This window comes from Asticcacaulis sp. P4_H10 (genome assembly GCF_056400965.1).
On sequence record NZ_JBFUKH010000009.1, the window covers coordinates 186,555 to 202,451 of the forward strand.

At 56.8% G+C, this 15,897-nt stretch carries 21 protein-coding genes; 15 read left to right on the forward strand and 6 right to left on the reverse strand.

The genetic code is table 11. The annotated features are described in order from the left end of the window. Positions 1-842 precede the first annotated feature (842 nt). Positions 843-1,241, forward strand: coding sequence for a helix-turn-helix domain-containing protein (locus AC1DON_RS17165; RefSeq protein ID WP_476936036.1), 399 nt, complete (start codon positions 843-845; stop codon positions 1,239-1,241). Positions 1,242-1,417: 176 nt separating this feature from the next. Here AC1DON_RS17165 and AC1DON_RS17170 read toward each other — a convergent pair whose 3' ends face one another. After that, a complete protein-coding gene (locus AC1DON_RS17170; protein WP_476936037.1) occupies positions 1,418-1,927 on the reverse strand; it encodes a hypothetical protein in 510 nt (169 codons plus the stop codon). A 764-nt stretch (positions 1,928-2,691) separates the two neighbouring features. On the opposite strand from AC1DON_RS17170, the gene AC1DON_RS17175 reads away from it, so the two are divergent. The 5 genes from AC1DON_RS17175 to AC1DON_RS17195 all read left to right on the forward strand — a co-directional run bounded on the left by AC1DON_RS17175 (position 2,692) and on the right by AC1DON_RS17195 (position 5,406). Then, positions 2,692-3,054: a hypothetical protein gene (locus AC1DON_RS17175; RefSeq protein ID WP_476936038.1), complete on the forward strand. Its 363-nt coding sequence runs from the start codon at positions 2,692-2,694 to the stop codon at positions 3,052-3,054. Positions 3,055-3,064: 10 nt separating this feature from the next. Further along, positions 3,065-3,523, forward strand: coding sequence for a hypothetical protein (locus tag AC1DON_RS17180; RefSeq protein ID WP_476936039.1), 459 nt, complete (start codon positions 3,065-3,067; stop codon positions 3,521-3,523). Between the two features lie 107 nt (positions 3,524-3,630). Beyond that, positions 3,631-4,755, forward strand: coding sequence for a hypothetical protein (locus AC1DON_RS17185; RefSeq protein WP_476936040.1), 1,125 nt, complete (start codon positions 3,631-3,633; stop codon positions 4,753-4,755). Next, positions 4,755-4,922 (forward strand): hypothetical protein, encoded by a 168-nt coding sequence (locus tag AC1DON_RS17190; RefSeq protein ID WP_476936041.1) that lies wholly within the window; start codon positions 4,755-4,757, stop codon positions 4,920-4,922. The genes AC1DON_RS17185 and AC1DON_RS17190 overlap by 1 nt, the downstream gene beginning before the upstream one ends. A 64-nt stretch (positions 4,923-4,986) precedes the next feature. Then, positions 4,987-5,406: a helix-turn-helix domain-containing protein gene (locus AC1DON_RS17195; protein WP_476936042.1), complete on the forward strand. Its 420-nt coding sequence runs from the start codon at positions 4,987-4,989 to the stop codon at positions 5,404-5,406. 895 nt (positions 5,407-6,301) lie between these two features. On the opposite strand, the gene AC1DON_RS17200 is transcribed toward AC1DON_RS17195, so the two are convergent. After that, on the reverse strand, positions 6,302-6,880 hold the full coding sequence (locus tag AC1DON_RS17200) for a hypothetical protein (protein ID WP_476936043.1): 579 nt from the start codon (positions 6,878-6,880) through the stop codon (positions 6,302-6,304). A gap of 134 nt (positions 6,881-7,014) precedes the next feature. On the opposite strand from AC1DON_RS17200, the gene AC1DON_RS17205 reads away from it, so the two are divergent. The 8 genes from AC1DON_RS17205 to AC1DON_RS17240 all read left to right on the forward strand — a co-directional run bounded on the left by AC1DON_RS17205 (position 7,015) and on the right by AC1DON_RS17240 (position 12,484). Further along, positions 7,015-7,446 (forward strand): hypothetical protein, encoded by a 432-nt coding sequence (locus AC1DON_RS17205; RefSeq protein WP_476936044.1) that lies wholly within the window; start codon positions 7,015-7,017, stop codon positions 7,444-7,446. 67 nt (positions 7,447-7,513) lie between these two features. Beyond that, the gene (locus tag AC1DON_RS17210) at positions 7,514-7,738 is read left to right on the forward strand and encodes a hypothetical protein (protein ID WP_476936045.1); all 225 of its coding nucleotides are present in this window, start codon (positions 7,514-7,516) and stop codon (positions 7,736-7,738) included. Positions 7,739-8,106: 368 nt separating this feature from the next. Next, a complete protein-coding gene (locus tag AC1DON_RS17215) occupies positions 8,107-8,382 on the forward strand; it encodes a hypothetical protein (protein ID WP_476936046.1) in 276 nt (91 codons plus the stop codon). Positions 8,383-8,605: 223 nt separating this feature from the next. After that, a complete protein-coding gene (locus AC1DON_RS17220; RefSeq protein WP_476936047.1) occupies positions 8,606-8,833 on the forward strand; it encodes a hypothetical protein in 228 nt (75 codons plus the stop codon). Between the two features lie 89 nt (positions 8,834-8,922). Beyond that, positions 8,923-9,789 carry a non-homologous end joining protein Ku gene (gene ku / locus AC1DON_RS17225; protein WP_476936048.1) on the forward strand — a complete coding sequence of 289 codons (867 nt, stop codon included), beginning with the start codon at positions 8,923-8,925 and terminating at the stop codon, positions 9,787-9,789. 2 nt (positions 9,790-9,791) lie between these two features. Continuing rightward, positions 9,792-11,774, forward strand: a complete 1,983-nt coding sequence (gene ligD / locus AC1DON_RS17230; RefSeq protein WP_476936049.1) for a DNA ligase D — start codon at positions 9,792-9,794, stop codon at positions 11,772-11,774. A 94-nt stretch (positions 11,775-11,868) separates the two neighbouring features. Next, complete coding sequence (locus AC1DON_RS17235; protein WP_476936050.1) at positions 11,869-12,186, forward strand: hypothetical protein; 318 nt, start codon at positions 11,869-11,871, stop codon at positions 12,184-12,186. A 94-nt stretch (positions 12,187-12,280) separates the two neighbouring features. Then, a complete protein-coding gene (locus AC1DON_RS17240; protein WP_476936051.1) occupies positions 12,281-12,484 on the forward strand; it encodes a DUF2188 domain-containing protein in 204 nt (67 codons plus the stop codon). A 79-nt stretch (positions 12,485-12,563) separates the two neighbouring features. On the opposite strand, the gene AC1DON_RS17245 is transcribed toward AC1DON_RS17240, so the two are convergent. Beyond that, on the reverse strand, positions 12,564-13,193 hold the full coding sequence (locus AC1DON_RS17245) for an SOS response-associated peptidase (RefSeq protein WP_476936052.1): 630 nt from the start codon (positions 13,191-13,193) through the stop codon (positions 12,564-12,566). A gap of 236 nt (positions 13,194-13,429) precedes the next feature. Here AC1DON_RS17245 and AC1DON_RS17250 point away from each other — a divergent pair, with 236 nt between their 5' ends. Next, a complete protein-coding gene (locus AC1DON_RS17250) occupies positions 13,430-13,729 on the forward strand; it encodes a hypothetical protein (RefSeq protein WP_476936053.1) in 300 nt (99 codons plus the stop codon). A gap of 1 nt (position 13,730) precedes the next feature. Here the strand turns inward: AC1DON_RS17250 and AC1DON_RS17255 are convergent, their stop codons facing one another. From AC1DON_RS17255 to AC1DON_RS17265, 3 genes are all read right to left on the reverse strand, one after another. Next, positions 13,731-14,450 (reverse strand): SOS response-associated peptidase, encoded by a 720-nt coding sequence (locus AC1DON_RS17255; RefSeq protein ID WP_476936054.1) that lies wholly within the window; start codon positions 14,448-14,450, stop codon positions 13,731-13,733. Positions 14,451-14,522: 72 nt separating this feature from the next. Beyond that, positions 14,523-14,960 (reverse strand): DUF1810 domain-containing protein, encoded by a 438-nt coding sequence (locus AC1DON_RS17260; RefSeq protein ID WP_476936055.1) that lies wholly within the window; start codon positions 14,958-14,960, stop codon positions 14,523-14,525. 471 nt (positions 14,961-15,431) lie between these two features. Continuing rightward, on the reverse strand, positions 15,432-15,638 hold the full coding sequence (locus tag AC1DON_RS17265) for a hypothetical protein (RefSeq protein WP_476936056.1): 207 nt from the start codon (positions 15,636-15,638) through the stop codon (positions 15,432-15,434). Positions 15,639-15,897 lie beyond the last annotated feature (259 nt).

A 15,897-nucleotide genomic window follows, 5' to 3' on the forward strand; every position in this document is an offset into this window, starting at 1 on the left:
TTTTTTCCGGTTCCTTATCCTTCTCATTGAAAATATTGCAATAATTTTAACTTTGTTAACCTTGAACGTGCCATGATTGTGTATTAGCTTGGAGGTGACCTGATTTGCAAGTTTTTGGGCTCGGCAACAGGGGGCGTAGGGGGCAGGAGGTCTTGAGCGTGGAAGACGAACTATTGGAATATGAGGAAGCGTATAAACTTACGCTGAGCCCCCATAGAAAAATGGTGGTGCTGCTGCCGAAGGACATTGACGAGGAAGTAGCTCCGCACGTCCATAACTCTCACGGTACACGGATTTTCTCGCTGTTGGATCGAAGGGGCCGTGCCCGCGCGGCGCACAGCACCCGAAGGTGCGCAAACTAGTTTTCAGCCCGCCCCATCCGGCGGGCTTTTTCATGCACATTACATGGAAAATCGAGATTTGAGATCGTCAATACAACCCCTCAACGCCCCCCCCGGCAACCTGCAGCGCCAATTTGTCGTCACGACGCCGCCGTTGCCAACACCTTGCAGCTAAGATATCCTGTCAGCGGTCGCGTCGTCTTGGACGTAAGCTGATAGGGACCGCTTCGGCGGGGCATGATAGCAGCGACTGACTGATTTGGTGGTGCGCCCCGTCAAAACGCTTCCCCTGCCCAGCAATTCTGGGGGTATCTGGGGATGCGTGTCCTAAGCGAAAGCCTGGACTCGGCGCGTCACTAATCATGCAGGCTTGTCTCAGGAGATATTTCACTCGGTGATTACTCCCTCGCTCGGATCGCTTTACGCGGCCGGGCTTTTCTTTTGCGCGCAGCCGACGCTCACGCTAAGACGGCCCGGCTAACATCGGAGCGACGACAGCACATGAGGCGCAGCCCAAATCCCCACGACATTCATGTAGGTCAGCGTGTGCGCGATAGACGGAAGGCTATAAGAATGAGCCAGACCAGCCTTGCCGACGCGATCGGTGTAACGTTCCAGCAGGTTCAGAAGTACGAGCGGGGCAACAATCGCATCAGTGCATCCACGTTGTTTAACACGGCAACAGTGCTAAAGGTCCCCGTGGACTATTTCTTTGACGGCTTAGACGCTTTTGACACCATAAAAGCCAGCGCGAGCGAAACGGGCGCCCGGTCATTTGTGGAATCTCGCGAAGGCGTCGAGCTGGCGCAGCTTTTCATGCGGCTATCAGCCGAACAACGAAAGTTTGTGGCCACCACGGCTAAGGGGTTGGCAGCATTATTTGAAAAGAAAAAAGGCTAGTCGCACCTACAGCTTTGGCTGCCCCGTCTCGCCGAATAACCTAGCCAGGCGCCGCTCTCGCCACGAGATTACATTCTTCCGTCAGCATAGGGTTGCAAGACGAAGGGTAGTTGTGAAACATCGCTGTTAGAGAAAGTTTCGCTTGGCAGTCACAGTGGCTACGAAGGGGCGGCGTCTTATCCGCAGAAGGCATCGCGCAGTGCAGTAAGATCGTCGGATGCCGCACCAAGTTCCGACACCTGCTGCAAGCTTGTAATGCTCGTGCGCTTCGCAAAATATTGGTTCGCGGTGAAGTACCCATAAAATGCACCGTCATAATCTACAATAACGGGTGGAGAGCGCCCGTAACTATTCCATGGACTGAGAGGGTTGTAGCGTGACCCGTATTTTGCGTATGTGTTCCATATGCTGACCGCAGAGTATTGAGAGCCGTAAGGACTGTAGGGATTGCAGATTGAGTCCCGATCGAACGATCCGCAGTTTAGGCACCCTAAAAAAACATCGTGCCCATCGCCTCCGAACAATAAAAGCGAAGATGTATCGGGCGATACCGGAGCACCATCTCGCACCGCGCGCCCAAGCTCATAACCCTTCCTGGCCGCGTCTAATAAATTTGGCGTGTTGATTTCCTGCGCATTTAGCGAGGTGCTTACGAACAGGATCAGCCCGAACAATAGATGGCGCACACCCCCTCCTTGCGACCTATGTCGCTACATGCCAGCGACAAATATAACGGGGTTTCGCTAAAACGCGAGCCCCCGTTAGATCTTGGGTTGTATCGGCTTTGATCTTCGCCGTGGGGAGGGCGATCACTGAACGGCGGCGAGGAACGAGTAGGGTGCTTTTTTCAAGCGATTATCAGTTTAGCTAGTCTTGGCTAATGGCTGATCATATTTTCGTGCGTCTCAGTGCGGGGAAGTAGGGCTTTCTGATAGCTGGCGTAATGGTGTTTCCCATCGCCGTTATTCACGGGTTGCGATGGCGCTCCGCATGGCTGACCGTCAGCCGATGTCGTTTTTCGCTATTCGCTCAATCCAAAGGCCACCAGAGGCAGTCATAAGGACGGAGAAGCGTAGGCCGAGCCGCCCACCGTGGTGATTTAACGCCCGGCGCACTGCGGAACTCTGCTTGCGGTCGTATTGCCCCTTCAACTCATACCCACCGGCCTCAGTGGCCTTGATGACCTCGGCAACGAGGGGGGGCGGCTCTGAGGGGGGCGGGCCGCGTTTCTTCAAAGGTGGTCGTTCCATGTGGTCTTGCTACACCGCGTCAACATATACTGTCAACATACTACGACTCACACGCTTGTGTCTAAATATCGTTCTTATGGCGAACAAAGAATGTTGACAAGGTTATTTTACCTCCTTATAAACGAAAACAGGCCGGGAGGACGCGCCAACGTCCTTTCCGGCCCTAACCAAAACAAAGGCCAATGGAGGGCCTGACTGTCATGGCTAAAGCCATCCTTATCACCACCACCGCAAGTGTCGCAACCGGCTGGCGCTCTTACGTCGCCAATGTCCGGGCTGACGCCATCGAGGCTGGTTCCGCCGAAGTCGCCCAATTCATGGCCGATAATCCCGGTGAGTTCACCACCGAAGCCGAGGCCATTGAAGCCTACCGTGCCGACCACGCCTTTCTTTGCCCGATCCTGGGTCACTGGTTCCGCTACGAAGACGGTACGGAAACGGCTGACGGCTGGATCCACATGGACGCCCGCACGATCGGTCTGAATGACCCGCACTTTGCTTACGGCAGCGTCGATGAGGTTCATGCAGCCTATGAAGCCGGTTTCCTCATGGCTGCGGAATAGGGAGGTGACCATGACCAATAGCACCCGTCGCGGCATCCTGGCAGCATTGCCCTTCTTTGGAGCGCTTGCCGCCGCTCCCGTGGTGGCTCAGGCCGTCGATGCCGAGCCCCACACCGACGACCAATTGCAACACCATATCGAGGCCATCAACCGCCTCTCCGGTGGAAAGCTCAATGTCGTTGGCATCTTTGCTCCCACCCCTATGTCAAGGCGGGTCACGCGAGATGAAGCCCTGGCTGAAAGCAAGGTTTCCTATTGGCAAGAACGCTACCCTGAAGGCGAGCTTCTGCTGCTCAGCAATGGCCGGACCGTTCGCATTGACTACAGCGGCGCGACCGATGCGGGAGACAAAGATCTTGGCGGCTGGCCGGGAAGCCCCATCGTGACGATGGTAAGCGCAGACGGGACGGAGCGGGTCAGGACGATAGCTAGCCACCTTCCGCACAACATCATTGGTCGCGTTCTCTAGCGGACATTCACGCCCGTCGATCAGGGCGGGCGCCCCTCCATTATCTCCAATCATGCCACGCGCGCCACGAAGCGCCAGCGCGGCCCCATGCCCGAAAGGTATCCACCATGACCAAGCAAGCCGCAAACCCCGTTCTTATCCAACTGCACGACGACGGCGCCCACCTCATTCACGAAGGCAATGACCACGGCGTGGTCTCGCCCGACTGCCTCGCCCTTACAATGTCTCACCGCCGGTCAGTCCGCGAAATGATCACCGCCATGCGTGCTGCCGACCACGAGGGCGACACCACACCGGACGAGCAGCAGCGCTTGGATGAAACGGACGAGGCCGAAATGCTCGACGCCCTGCGCCTCGCTCGCTACCGGTTCACGACACCGAGCCACGTAGACAAGCTCTTGATTGAGCTACACGCCAACGAAATGGCGCGGGACGCCGAACTTCTGGAACGGACTTTTTCGCTGCCAATCAGCCTTACCTTGTCACTTTCTGAAGCCGTGATGGCTGACCCCTCGCGCGCAATGGCTGGACTTGGCGGTCGTAGTGTTTCCGACTTCGCCACGATTGAAGCGAAGATTACCGCTTTTCAGGCCCTCGACCAAGCTTGTGAAGCTAGCTGGGCTGCGCAGGACAAGGCCGAAAGTGAAGAGTCAGCCAAGCAGGCCGAAGCCGAGACGGACCGCTGTTTCAAACGGCTTGGCGAAGCCGCAAACGCCATTCGTGACCACCAGTGCGCCACGTCAGCCGAAGCAACCGCACTTCTCGTTTTCGCGGCCGGTTCACCAGCTTTTCAACGCGAGATATTCGAGCAAGGCGACGAGTCCCAAATTTTCCTGAAATCCCTGTGCAACTTCGCCGCCCCTGCACCGGAAGCCGAGCACACCGAGGACGACACGACGGAAGACGCGGGCAATGTCTGGGACCTGATCAACGCTCACAAGGCCGCTCTCGCCCGCAAATGTGAAGTGGCGGCGCGCACAAATGGCATGAGCCCCGAGACCGCAGACGAATATCACGCTGCATCACGCCTTGAAGAAATTGCGGCGGTTGAACTCATTGCGGCGCTTTGGGATCGCGGCGAGTACGCCAACACCCAGATTAATGACTACCTGCGCAGTGCCGAGGCCGCAGGCGAGCAAGGCGCAGCCGAACCCCTCGGGGAAATGTCGCGCGAACTGGTCATGGCCTTGCGCGACCACTACCGAGCCAACCCTACTGCTAGCGCCGAATAATGCGCGTGCAGATCGACCACATGCAGGGGGGACCCTCAACGGCCCCGCAGGCCCTGCGCCCCGTCCAGGGGCTCCACCAGTGCCCTGAAGCGCGCGATAGGCTCCAGGACGCCTACGCCCTACCGGAAGACTACGACAGCGCCCCAAACACCGCCCTGCCGTTCTAACCGATCCATGACAACCAGGCGGGCACACCGAGGCCCGCCGCTTTTCATCCAAGGATGCCGCAGAGTGGCACGACACAACGCCAAGGGCAGGACTAAGAGCGGCCCGCCATTCGTCAGGCTGTTCTATTACCTCATGGACAGTCCGGCCTGGCTGAACCTCATGCCGACAGACCGCGCTGTCTTCCTTCAGATCATGCGGCGGTATCATGGCGCCAACAACGGCCAGATTGCTGTCTCTATCGATACCTTGGCGCAGGAGTGCAATGTTCGGCCTAACACCGCGTCAGAGGCTGTCAAACGGCTGATCGCGGCCGGGTTTGTCGAGAAAGCTCAGGAGGCGGCGTTTTCGCGGAAGGATCGAAAGGCGACCGAGTACCGGCTAACTTGCTTCAGGTGTGACCGGACGGGCGCCGCGCCGGCCAATTCCTTTCGGTCAAAACTGCCGCTAGGGGAGGGGCAAAATTTAAACAACGGTATCGGTTGAGGCTGCTGACGGTATCGGTTGAGGCAGGTCGCCACGTCAGAAACAGGCTCACGGTAGCCTTAAGCGATACCGTCAGGGTTATTTTACCCTCTGTCACGGTATCGGTTGAGGGGGGTACATATACATCTAGCCATAGGCGGTCTTATTTGTGAGACTGCTGACCGTCATGCGGAGCGCCGACCATGAACACACCCGACAACGTAGCTTCGCGCCTTCGGTTCATGGCGTATATCCAGAACGTAGCGGTGAACCTTCGGCAGCGCGGTCTATCTCCCGACGATAATGTGGCGGAAGCTGTAAGGCTGAATGTCTTGGCCAGTCTAGCCGAGGAGAGCATCCTGCTCCAGCCATATGACAAGACTGCCCCGGATTAAGCCGACTACCGTTCGGCGATTGCGGCAGCTAATGCAAATCCGCCCACTCTATTGATAGTGTGCCGCCAAGAGAATCTATGGCCCTCACGACATGCTTAAGGGGCGTTTTGTGATGCCGCGCGCCAAACAGACTTTTGGTTCCGAGTGACCGGTTTAGCTGCTTGATGCTCGTTTTGAGCGCGACGGCACGTAGTCGAATTGAGGACATTGTCGGATCAACGCCATCGAGGCGCATTTTTTGAGGCTTTCCGATGCCAAGGCATGTGATCTGCCACTGGATAGACCGGCACTTCACACCGAAAAGTTTTGCCAAGTCACCAACACTAACCCCCTGTCGACGTAAGTTCGCAAGTTTCTTCCGGTCGGCACCGGTCCACAAGTTTTGATTGCTGCTTGCTTGGATACGGGAGGCCCTTGCCTGCAATGATCTGCGCGTCCGATGCGGCAACTCCCTTTTCAACGCATCATAATTGGGGTGAAGCTTCCATATCAATTCATCTTCGCTCGGAAGGTAGAGCGTTCTACTGGGGCCAGAGTGGGACAATTTGACCTCCCAACACTTTTATAGCGCGGCTGATCGCAACCCAGTCATATCGGCGAGGAGAGATCCAGTATCGACTGCGCCCAGTCCATTCATTGAGATCAGCACGCGTGTAACCCATCTCGTGGGAACGCAGCAGTATGAGGTCAACGATCTGCAGTCCAGTTGCCTTTGGTGGCGGCTTGGGTCTGCGCACTCGCATATGATGCGCCTTGGAATAAACTTGGCGCTTGGTTTTATCATCCAGCACCTCGACAATCTCTGCAACAGGCAGACCGTCCCTATATGGTGGGGGCATCTTGCTGGTCTCAGCGGCTGACCACCGTGTGCGCGGCTTCACCAATCCGAGCTGACGGGCCTGCCGCTTTATCGCGCCAGAAGTCCGACGGATGAGCAAGACAACCAGCTTAGCGATGTCGGGATAATGCGCTTTTACTAGCGCTTTCTCGTCATCAGTCCAAAGCGGCTGCCCTGCCAGGGTGCAGCCCTTCTTATGCATGTGGCGATGAATGTTGGCTTGGCCTTTCAACGCACGATCTACGGTACGCGAGTCATACATCGGATCACTCCGTGTCTGCTGCCCTAGCAGTGATAGTGAGCCACGATTCGCGCCCGGGATCATCTACGAGGTTGCGTACATGGCAATGTTGCGAGCAACTGTATGAACGCCGATAGCGATCCGTGCGAGGGAACATGACCGAGACCCATAAGATCGACGCTGAGACGATCGACGCTGAGACGATCGACAAGTTCGAGGGCATGATGCCGACTGAGGACGGCGGGCACATCGTTGCCAAGGTCGTCATCGAGGGCAAGCCTCGGCACTTGGCCATCCCGCTTGAGGATGCCGTTCCAGCAGCCTTGAACCTGTTTGCGTTTGATCGTCTGTGTCGGCAGATCGTCGCGGGTGAGGGGCAGGAGGTCGCGCCGATGCTTTTAACAGTCAAAGATTGGGACTTGGTATTGAGCGAGACGGGCGCTCCAATCCTGAATGTCGTGACACAGGGGAAAATAAACCTGGCCTACCAGTTTAACCCGGATGATTTGCCGGAGCTAATAGCCGGCCTGCTTCGAGTGGCGGAATTTTTGCGGCAAACGCCGCCGTGTGGCGTGACAAAGCAGTAATCCCTGGCGCCTTTTTATGCTGACCATGTCATCCGTTGACGCATCAACGCTCTCTTGGAGAAGTGACATGTCGCAAAATCAACCGCCATGGGTGGAAGGCGGCGAACCCAAAGACCCGCCGGCCGTCCCACCGGGCTTTCCAGAAGAAAAGCCTGTTGAGCTGCCAACCGACGAGCCCAGGGAAGGTGTTGTAAGTCCACCGGCCGAAACCCCTCCGATCGATCCGCCAACGGAAATCCCGCCGGTCGATGCGCCGCAAGAACTGCCACCGCCTGATCAGCCAACAGCCTGAATCGCATCCCGAATTTATTCCGCAGGATGTATTATAGCACCTGTGTAGGGATGGACACGCCGGAGGCAGCCCTCTTCTACTCTCTCAGGCTGCCTCCAACGTGTTGCCCGTCACAACAAGAGCCTCGGCAGAAATGCCGGGGCTTTTCATTTGGTATCGCCGCTAGGGCCATTTTCCGAGTCGTACAGACTCAGGTCGGCTCTGTCCGCCACCCTTCCGCCATCACATCGACTTTGCCGTGTACGGGTCTCCTTGTCATACAGAGGCGTTGCGCATTTGATGCTTACTTCCGCGGCGCAATGCCATGCCGCCGACTTACGAGCGGCAAGATATCCTCGATCGCCGCCACGCAGCCCCAGGAGGATACCGTGCGGCTAGATGATGAACTGCAAAACCCCGACAACAATCAACCGAGACAAGGCCAACAAGGCGATTTCGGCAACGACGCCATCGACAAGGGCATTCATACCGAAAAGGATGGAGACATGGGAACCGGCAACGACGTGGTTGGCGTCGACGGTACAGTACTCAACCCTGATGGATCGCCTCAAGGCACCGATCTAAACGGTGATGAAGATATGACGCCGAACAGCGAAGCCGAGGACGATCCGCTCGCCATCCGCGAAGAGCAATCAGCAACATAATTGCCTGTCCCATGGAATGAGTTCAATCTGAGGTCGGGAAACGCATCAGTATTTTACTACACGCATGACATAGGTAGGTGGTGCCCTCGGGCACATGACGGGCTGGTCCCATATCGCCCCCCCTGATAAGGCCAGCCCGTTACCCCACACGCACGCACCGGCTACGGCCGGCTTTTTTGTGGCCGTAAGGCAGATGACAATACGTCCCTTGGAACGCCAACGCATGACTCCGCACGATAAGTTTGCCAGTGATCTTGAGGCGATCCTCGAAACCATCAAGACGCAACGCATGGACCTAATGAACGGCAGCTATCCGCAGGAGACCCGCAAATTGGTCTATGAGCGTCTGCGCTATCTTGCCAACGAGGCGAAGTCGCTCCTTACAGAGATGGACAGGATTGACGAGACGGCAGGAGCAAGTCCTGAAGTAGATAAGGGCAACGCCAGTTAACTAGAACACCCACCGGAATCGGACTGAAAACTTACGTCACCATTGTTAGCCATAGAGTCTATCTCCACCTCGCAAAATTCGAGGCTCACATGGCAATACGCCCTTACTGGAGCGGCACCATTCGTGTGTCGCTGGTCTCCCTGTCCGTGGACATGTTCACGGCGCTCGACTCTGGGAGCAAGATCGCTTTCCACCAAATCTATAAGCCTACCGGCGAACGGGTCCGACAGAAACTGGTCGCCGGCGACGTCGAGGTCGAGCGCGCCGATATCGTCAAGGGCTACGAGGTCGACAAGGGCGAGTATGTCCTGTTCGAGCCTGACGAGATCAAGGACCTCAAAATCCCCTCGAGCAAGGCAATGGAACTCGTACGTTTTGTTCCCTACGACGCCATCGACGCCATCTATTTTGACACGCCCTATTATCTGGCGCCGTCCGGCAAAGGGGACCTGGCCACCTTCAGTGTAATCCGCGACTCCATGCGCGAAATGAAGGTCATGGGCCTGGGTCAGATCGTGATTGCCGGCAGCGAGCGTCTCTGTGCTGTGAAGCCGTGCGGACCAGGCCTGCTTCTTGAGACCCTCCATTATGCCGAGGAGATCAAGAAGGCCGGCTACGTCTTTGGCGACATCAAGACCGTTTCTCTGGATGCCGATGAAAAAGACCTCGCCAAGCAACTGATCAAACGCAAAGTTGGTGATTTCGAACCCGAAGCCTTCCACGATCGCTACAGCGAAGCTCTGAAGGAGCTGGTTGACTCACGTATCGAAAATCGCGAGCCGGTCATGCCGGAGGAACGGCCCACCGCTAAGGTCGTCAACCTCATGGATGCGCTGCGCGCCAGCCTAAAAGAGTCGGGCGCCGCCAACGATGATGCCAAGAAGTCGGACGCCAAATCAGCGGCCAAGGCACCCGCCAAGACCAAAGCGAAACCTGCTACACGTAAGGCCGGTTGATCATGGACGATCAAGGTTATCGCCGTCGTGCCGCGACGCAAAAGACACTGTTGCAATTCCGAGAGGTCGAACTTGCCACCTTGGCGGATGCCGTGCCGGCTGGTCCGGAGTGGGTTCACGAGATCAAGTTCGACGGCTATCGGACATTGACCGTTATAGACGATGGCCATGTGACCATGTACTCGCGGTCCGGTCTGGATTGGACTTCGAAATATGTCGAGATCGCCAGGCGTCTGAAGACGCTCAAGGTGCGAAATGCGATTATCGATGGTGAGATCGTTGCGCTGAACGAACACGGCGCTTCGAGCTTTTCGAAGTTGAAGGACGAATTGGGTGCAGGCCGCAGCGAGAACCTTCAGTATTACGTTTTCGATCTCCTGGTTCTCGATGATGACGATCTCACCAAGCAGCCACTCATCGATCGGAAATTTAAACTGCACGACATCATTTCCGCGCAGGATTTCGAAAACCACGTCATCTATAGCGAACACTTCGCGGAAAACGCCGACTTCCTGCCGCATCTCTGCCGCCTGGACATGGAAGGCATCATTTCGAAGCGTGTCGACTCGATTTATAGCGGCCGGCGGAGCAAGGCGTGGCTGAAGGTTAAATGCCACAAGCGTCAGGAGTTCGTCATTGTCGGCTTTACTGAGTCGGAGCACGCGGCGCGGGGTTTTCGCTCCCTGCTTCTTGGCTATTACGATGACGGCGCCCTTCAATTCGCAGGAAAGGTGGGCACGGGGTTCAATCAGGACAGCCAGTTCGAAATCCGCAAAAAACTGGACGCTCTGAAGGTCGTACCCAAGCCCTTCAAGAAGCTCCCGCCCGATGTAGGCCGGGGTATTTGGGTTGAGCCAAAGCTCGTCTGCGAGGTCGAGTTCACCGAATGGACGCCGGAAAACCGGCTGCGTCACCCTTCCTTCCAAGGCTTACGCGAAGACAAGCCTGCGAGTGCGATCGGCCGCGACAAGGCAACACCGGTCCAGGTCGCGGTCAAGGAGGCGGAGGTCGAGATAACGAAAACCGTGCCGGCGGTTAGGCACCGACATCCGTCTGCGCCTTTGAAACCGTCGAAGGCGGGCCGCGTCGATGTCGGCGGCGTCAGTGTGTCCCACCCGGACCGGGTCGTTTTTCCGGAGCTCGGCCTGACGAAGCTCGATCTGGTGCAATATTATGAGGCGGTTGCCGACCGCATCCTCCCACACATCGCCGGACGGCCGTTGTCGCTAGTCCGTGTGCCGGACAATGTCGATGGACAGCAATTCTTCCAGCGCCATCTGCCGGACCATGGCGGGTTGTCGAACGTCTCGGCCGTCAAAGTGCCAATCAAGACACGCACCGAAGACTACATGAAGATCGATGATGCGCTTGGGCTTTTGTCCCTGGCACAATGGGGCGGGGTCGAGTTCCACCCATGGGGTTGCCTAGCGGACCAGCCGCTTCTCCCCGATCGCATGATCTTCGACCTCGATCCCGATCCCGGCGCGCCCTGGCAGAATGTCATTGATGGTGCGGCCGAGGTGCGCCAGCGAATGACTGAACTCGGCCTGCAGTGCTTTCTCAAGACGACCGGGGGTAAGGGGCTACACATTGTCGTCCCCATAGAGCGTAAGTACGGATGGCCAGCCATCAAGGCTTTCACCCGCGCCATTGCCGAGTCGATGGCGCACGATAGCCCTGACCGCTTCATCGCTAATATGTCAAAGGCTAAGCGCCAAGGCCGCATCTTCATCGACTATCTGCGCAACGACCTGACATCGACGGCGGCCTCAGCCTTTTCCGTGCGGGCGCGACCGGGTGCGGGCGTATCGACGCCGCTGGACTGGAAGGAATTGAAACCGAGCTTGAAGCCTTCAGTGTTCAACCTCGAAACGATAATGCGGCGCCTGAGAAATCAAAAAACCGATCCTTGGGCGGAATATTTCCAAATTCGGCAAGGCCTTCGCCCGGAAATCCTGAAAGCCCTTAAGATCGATCCCAAGTGATAATCGAAGCATTAACGCTTGATTGACGGTGGCCAACACATTGATTTTTTACAGGTCGAAAAGGCGTAGTCGCGCTCTCATCACGAGCACGACAATGCACACACATCCCACACTCATCGAACGATCAGTTGGTTCAACCCTGTGCGCCTTCAAAAGTGGCCGGATCACGCTGGATGAAGCATCACTTGACCTAGTCGAATTGATCGCCAATCAGATTGTCGGCAGAACAAATTACGCAGTGGCGGTGCTTGGATATTATGTTCGCAAAGCGCTTGAAGCGCTTGCCGACAGGCAGATCGACCTGTCTGATGTGTTTGATGCGATAGTGGATGCGGCCATGGAAGGCCCCCAAGGGCATGTTGCCGCCTCGTCGAGATTGGCGCAGCCTCTTGCCAGGTTGCAAGCGTTTTAGCGTTGCTTACGACTTTCCAATGCCTGGCGCTGAACAGACTCCTGACTCCTTACGAGACTTCGGGAAGGATGTTGGCCTCATTGGAGGCCATGTTATGTCTAAAGACGGTTTATACGTAGAACCCCGCCCACAGGGTGATTTCGCCGTTCGTAAGGAAGGCTCGAAGCGCGCCAGCGCAATCGCACCCACGCAAGCCGAAGCTATCAAAAGTGCCAAAGAACTCGAGCCAGGTGGCGAAGTTCACGTCGCGCGTGTTCGCAAGGGTGGGGATGGCCCGGATAAATTTCGTAAGGTGTAGTTGGACCAGACCGAGCGGCCTTTACTTTGGACGTCCGAACCAAAGCTCCGACAGCAATGCCGGGGCTTTCTTATAAAAGCTAGGCCGCTTCGAGCGAAAAGGCGTCGTCTTTCCAGCTACTGAAGATGTCGATGTCATCCGATCCGTTTAGCCACGCCTGCCAATCCTGCGGGTCAATTACGACCGGTTCGCGGTCGTGTACCTCCAACATACGGGAGCCTGGTGCACGGGTGAGCATGGCGCAGGAAAGAACTGGACCGTCCAAGGTTTGGGCATGGTCATAGACGCCAGCTACACCCATCGGCTTACCGTCGGCCCTGGCGATCGCCACCCGTTGTTTCTTGTTTGTCTTGCCGAAAAGCCCATGGCTCGCAGGGAGCCATTCAAAGTAGCGCTCCATAGGAATGATGACCCGGCGCTTTTTAGCCCAGGACTTCGCAAATGCCGGTGCCGTCTCGACCGTCTCAAGCCTTGCGTTCATTGTGCTGAACGACCAGTCGGCAACATGGCCGGAAAACGTAGATGGAATTAGGCCCCACCGCATTTCGATAGCGGTAACCTGGCCTTCGCGGTTCTTTGCGAGCACCGTCACATTCCGGCTTGGGTACATATCGTTGTCTGCCTGCTTTTGGTTCGTGAACGGCGCTGGCACGTCGAAATAGCCCGCGTAAATCGCTAACTCTGCCGGGGCACCATATCTGCCACACATACCGTACGCTCACTCTGCTTCTGCATATCGGTCTGGACATTCCTATCCAGCCAAGAACAAAGATAGAACATTTTGGTGGATTGGCAAGACGACGATGTGTGACCACATGCCGGCGGTACCCGACCCCGACTGAAACCTTACGAGCGTACGGGAATAATCAGGTTCTTACTTGCCCCGAAGAAAGCGCGGGCGGTCATGGCAGTACGCCCTTACAGAAGGGACGACCGATGACTGTAATGCCTCGGGATTTAAAGGCGGCTCACGATGAGCAGACTATTCTCGATATCGTTCGCAGGTTCCAGAAATATCAGATCCACCTGGTCGAAGCGCGAGCCGCAATTATGTCAGCCTTCGGCGCGGCCAGCGACGATTGCAGCAGGCAGGGCTTGATCGATTATCTCGATTCGATCCTAGACCGCGTACACAGCCAGGAGATAGACGCAGAGACAGCAGCTTCTGACATCTGGGAGATGACGCAAGCGTCTAAGTCCGGTACCCCGGATTTCGATTGGCTGCTGGACATCGGGCCTGAGTAGGTCAGAACAGTGAGCCTTGATCAGGCTGCGCCTCGGGTATCGGTGATACGGTTGGCTCCGGCTCTTTGAACTCGGCTATACGCGGGTGCACCCTACTAAAGCTGATGATCTTCAGTGACCCATCCGGCAGCGGCTTTTGCAGGTCCGGGATTTCGGCGTTGGGAATGGTCAGCCAGCGGTCAATCTCCTCCGGCGTCCGAAGGATCACCGGCATTGCCTTTGGATGATGCTCGAACACTTCGGCATTGGCATCCGTCGTCAGGAAGGCGAAGACGTCACACGAAACCTGTCCTTCCTTCACCATTCGAACGCCGGTCCATGGGGTCCAGGCGCCAGCGAAAAAGGCCAACGGCTCATCCTCGCTTAGAGCAAACCAGGCATTGGTCGTTTTACCGTCAATGGTCGTCGGTTCAGCGAAGCTGGTAAACGGCACGACGCACCGGTTTTCGACGCCCATCCATCGCTGCCAATGCTTGATCTCAGGGCGTCGAACGTTCGTTGTGCCTTTGTTGTAATTCAGCGTCGCGACGTACTTGTCTGGACTTGGCAAACCCCACCGTGCCATAGCGAGCTCGCGCCCGTTGGGACTATTACGCACAATCGGAGCCGGCTTATCTGGATAGACGCCAGGCAACGGTGGGAAATTGATCCCGCTGTTCATTGCCTTTGCCATGGCGACAATGGCGGCTGCGCCTACGAGTTCGGAGTAGAGATTGCACATATACCGCTCGCATCAGATACGACTATGCCGACGTTAAACGCCTCTGGCCTGTCAACGCAAGCCGGAACCGGATCAATGCGAGGCAAGTAGTTCGAGAGTGGCAGGGTCGCGCTGTCCACTGCACCATTTGTCGAGCGCCAGGCCAAATATGTTGTCCGGTTCTAAGGCCGCGCGTTCGAAGAGGGTCATGGACGATTTGAACTTCATATCGTCTGGCGATCCGAACAGGGCATTTAGTGACGTTGCGGATGCGTTTGTCGCCGCGACTGTGGCCGCGTCTAGCCGTTGGCCAAGTATGGGGTGGTCGAGATACGCACGCCCCTCATCAAGTGACGACAAGCCGTAATACTGCGCGGTAGACGACCGGCCCAGGCCGCGAAGCTGAGGAAAAATGAACCACATCCAATGTGTTTGCTTCCGGCCCTGGCGGAGTTCCGACAAGGCGGTTTCGTAAGTTCTTTCCTGAGCGTCTACGAATCGCTTCAGGCCGAACGGGTCATGCTGCGCCATTGAACTAGCCATCGGTTCACGGGGTAATAATGGTCGAGCGATAGTCTGACGCCGGATAAATTTCGATGCTTTTCCACAAATTGCCAGTGGTGGGCGGTAAGCATCTAAAGCCTTGCCCCATCAGCGAAAACGTTGAGCCCAAAGCCTTGGGTTAAGCGGAATAAGGCTTTTGGGTTGTGGCGGGTTCAACCAAGGCACTATTGACACCTTGCTGAATTTGAGAACAAAAAGCGAACATATTGTCACTTAACCCCGAGACGAGATGCTTCAGAAGGAATCATACCCGTGTCCCCGCACTCCGAGCGTACCACCAGAGCCGAGCTTGCCGATCTTAGAGATCGTATCCGCAAGCTGGAAAACACCTCTGCACGCCCTCGGACCTACCTGCCATTTCATGTCCCGGAAATCGATAATCGCTTGCCTGGTGGCGGCATCGCTCTAGGAGCATTGCACGAAGTTGCGGGCGGTGGGTCAGGCGCCATAGATGGCGCTGCGGCTGCCGCCTTTTGTGCCGGGATTGCTGCGCGTACCGGCGGGCAGGTCATGTGGTGCCTTACAAAGGCCGATCTGTTTCCAGCCGGCATAGCGCAGGCAGGCCTTACGCCCGACCGCCTGCTGCGTGTCGAGGTCGATGATGACAAGAGCCTTCTCCTGGCCTTTGAAGAAGGACTGCGGCACGGGTCATTGACGGCCGTAGTAGCTGAAGTTTCCCGGCTGGATATGACGGCCTCCAGGCGCTTGCAACTCGCTGCCGAGAGCACAGGCACATTAGGCCTTGCTCTGCGCCGCTGGCGACGTGAGGTCGATGCTGCGGACTTTGGTCATCCCACTGCTTCACGCACCCGGTGGCGAGTGACGGAGGTTCTGCCTGAAGAACTACCTGTGGCCGGGGTAGCCCGAGCGCGGTGGGCTGTCGAGTTGATGCGCGTACAAGGCG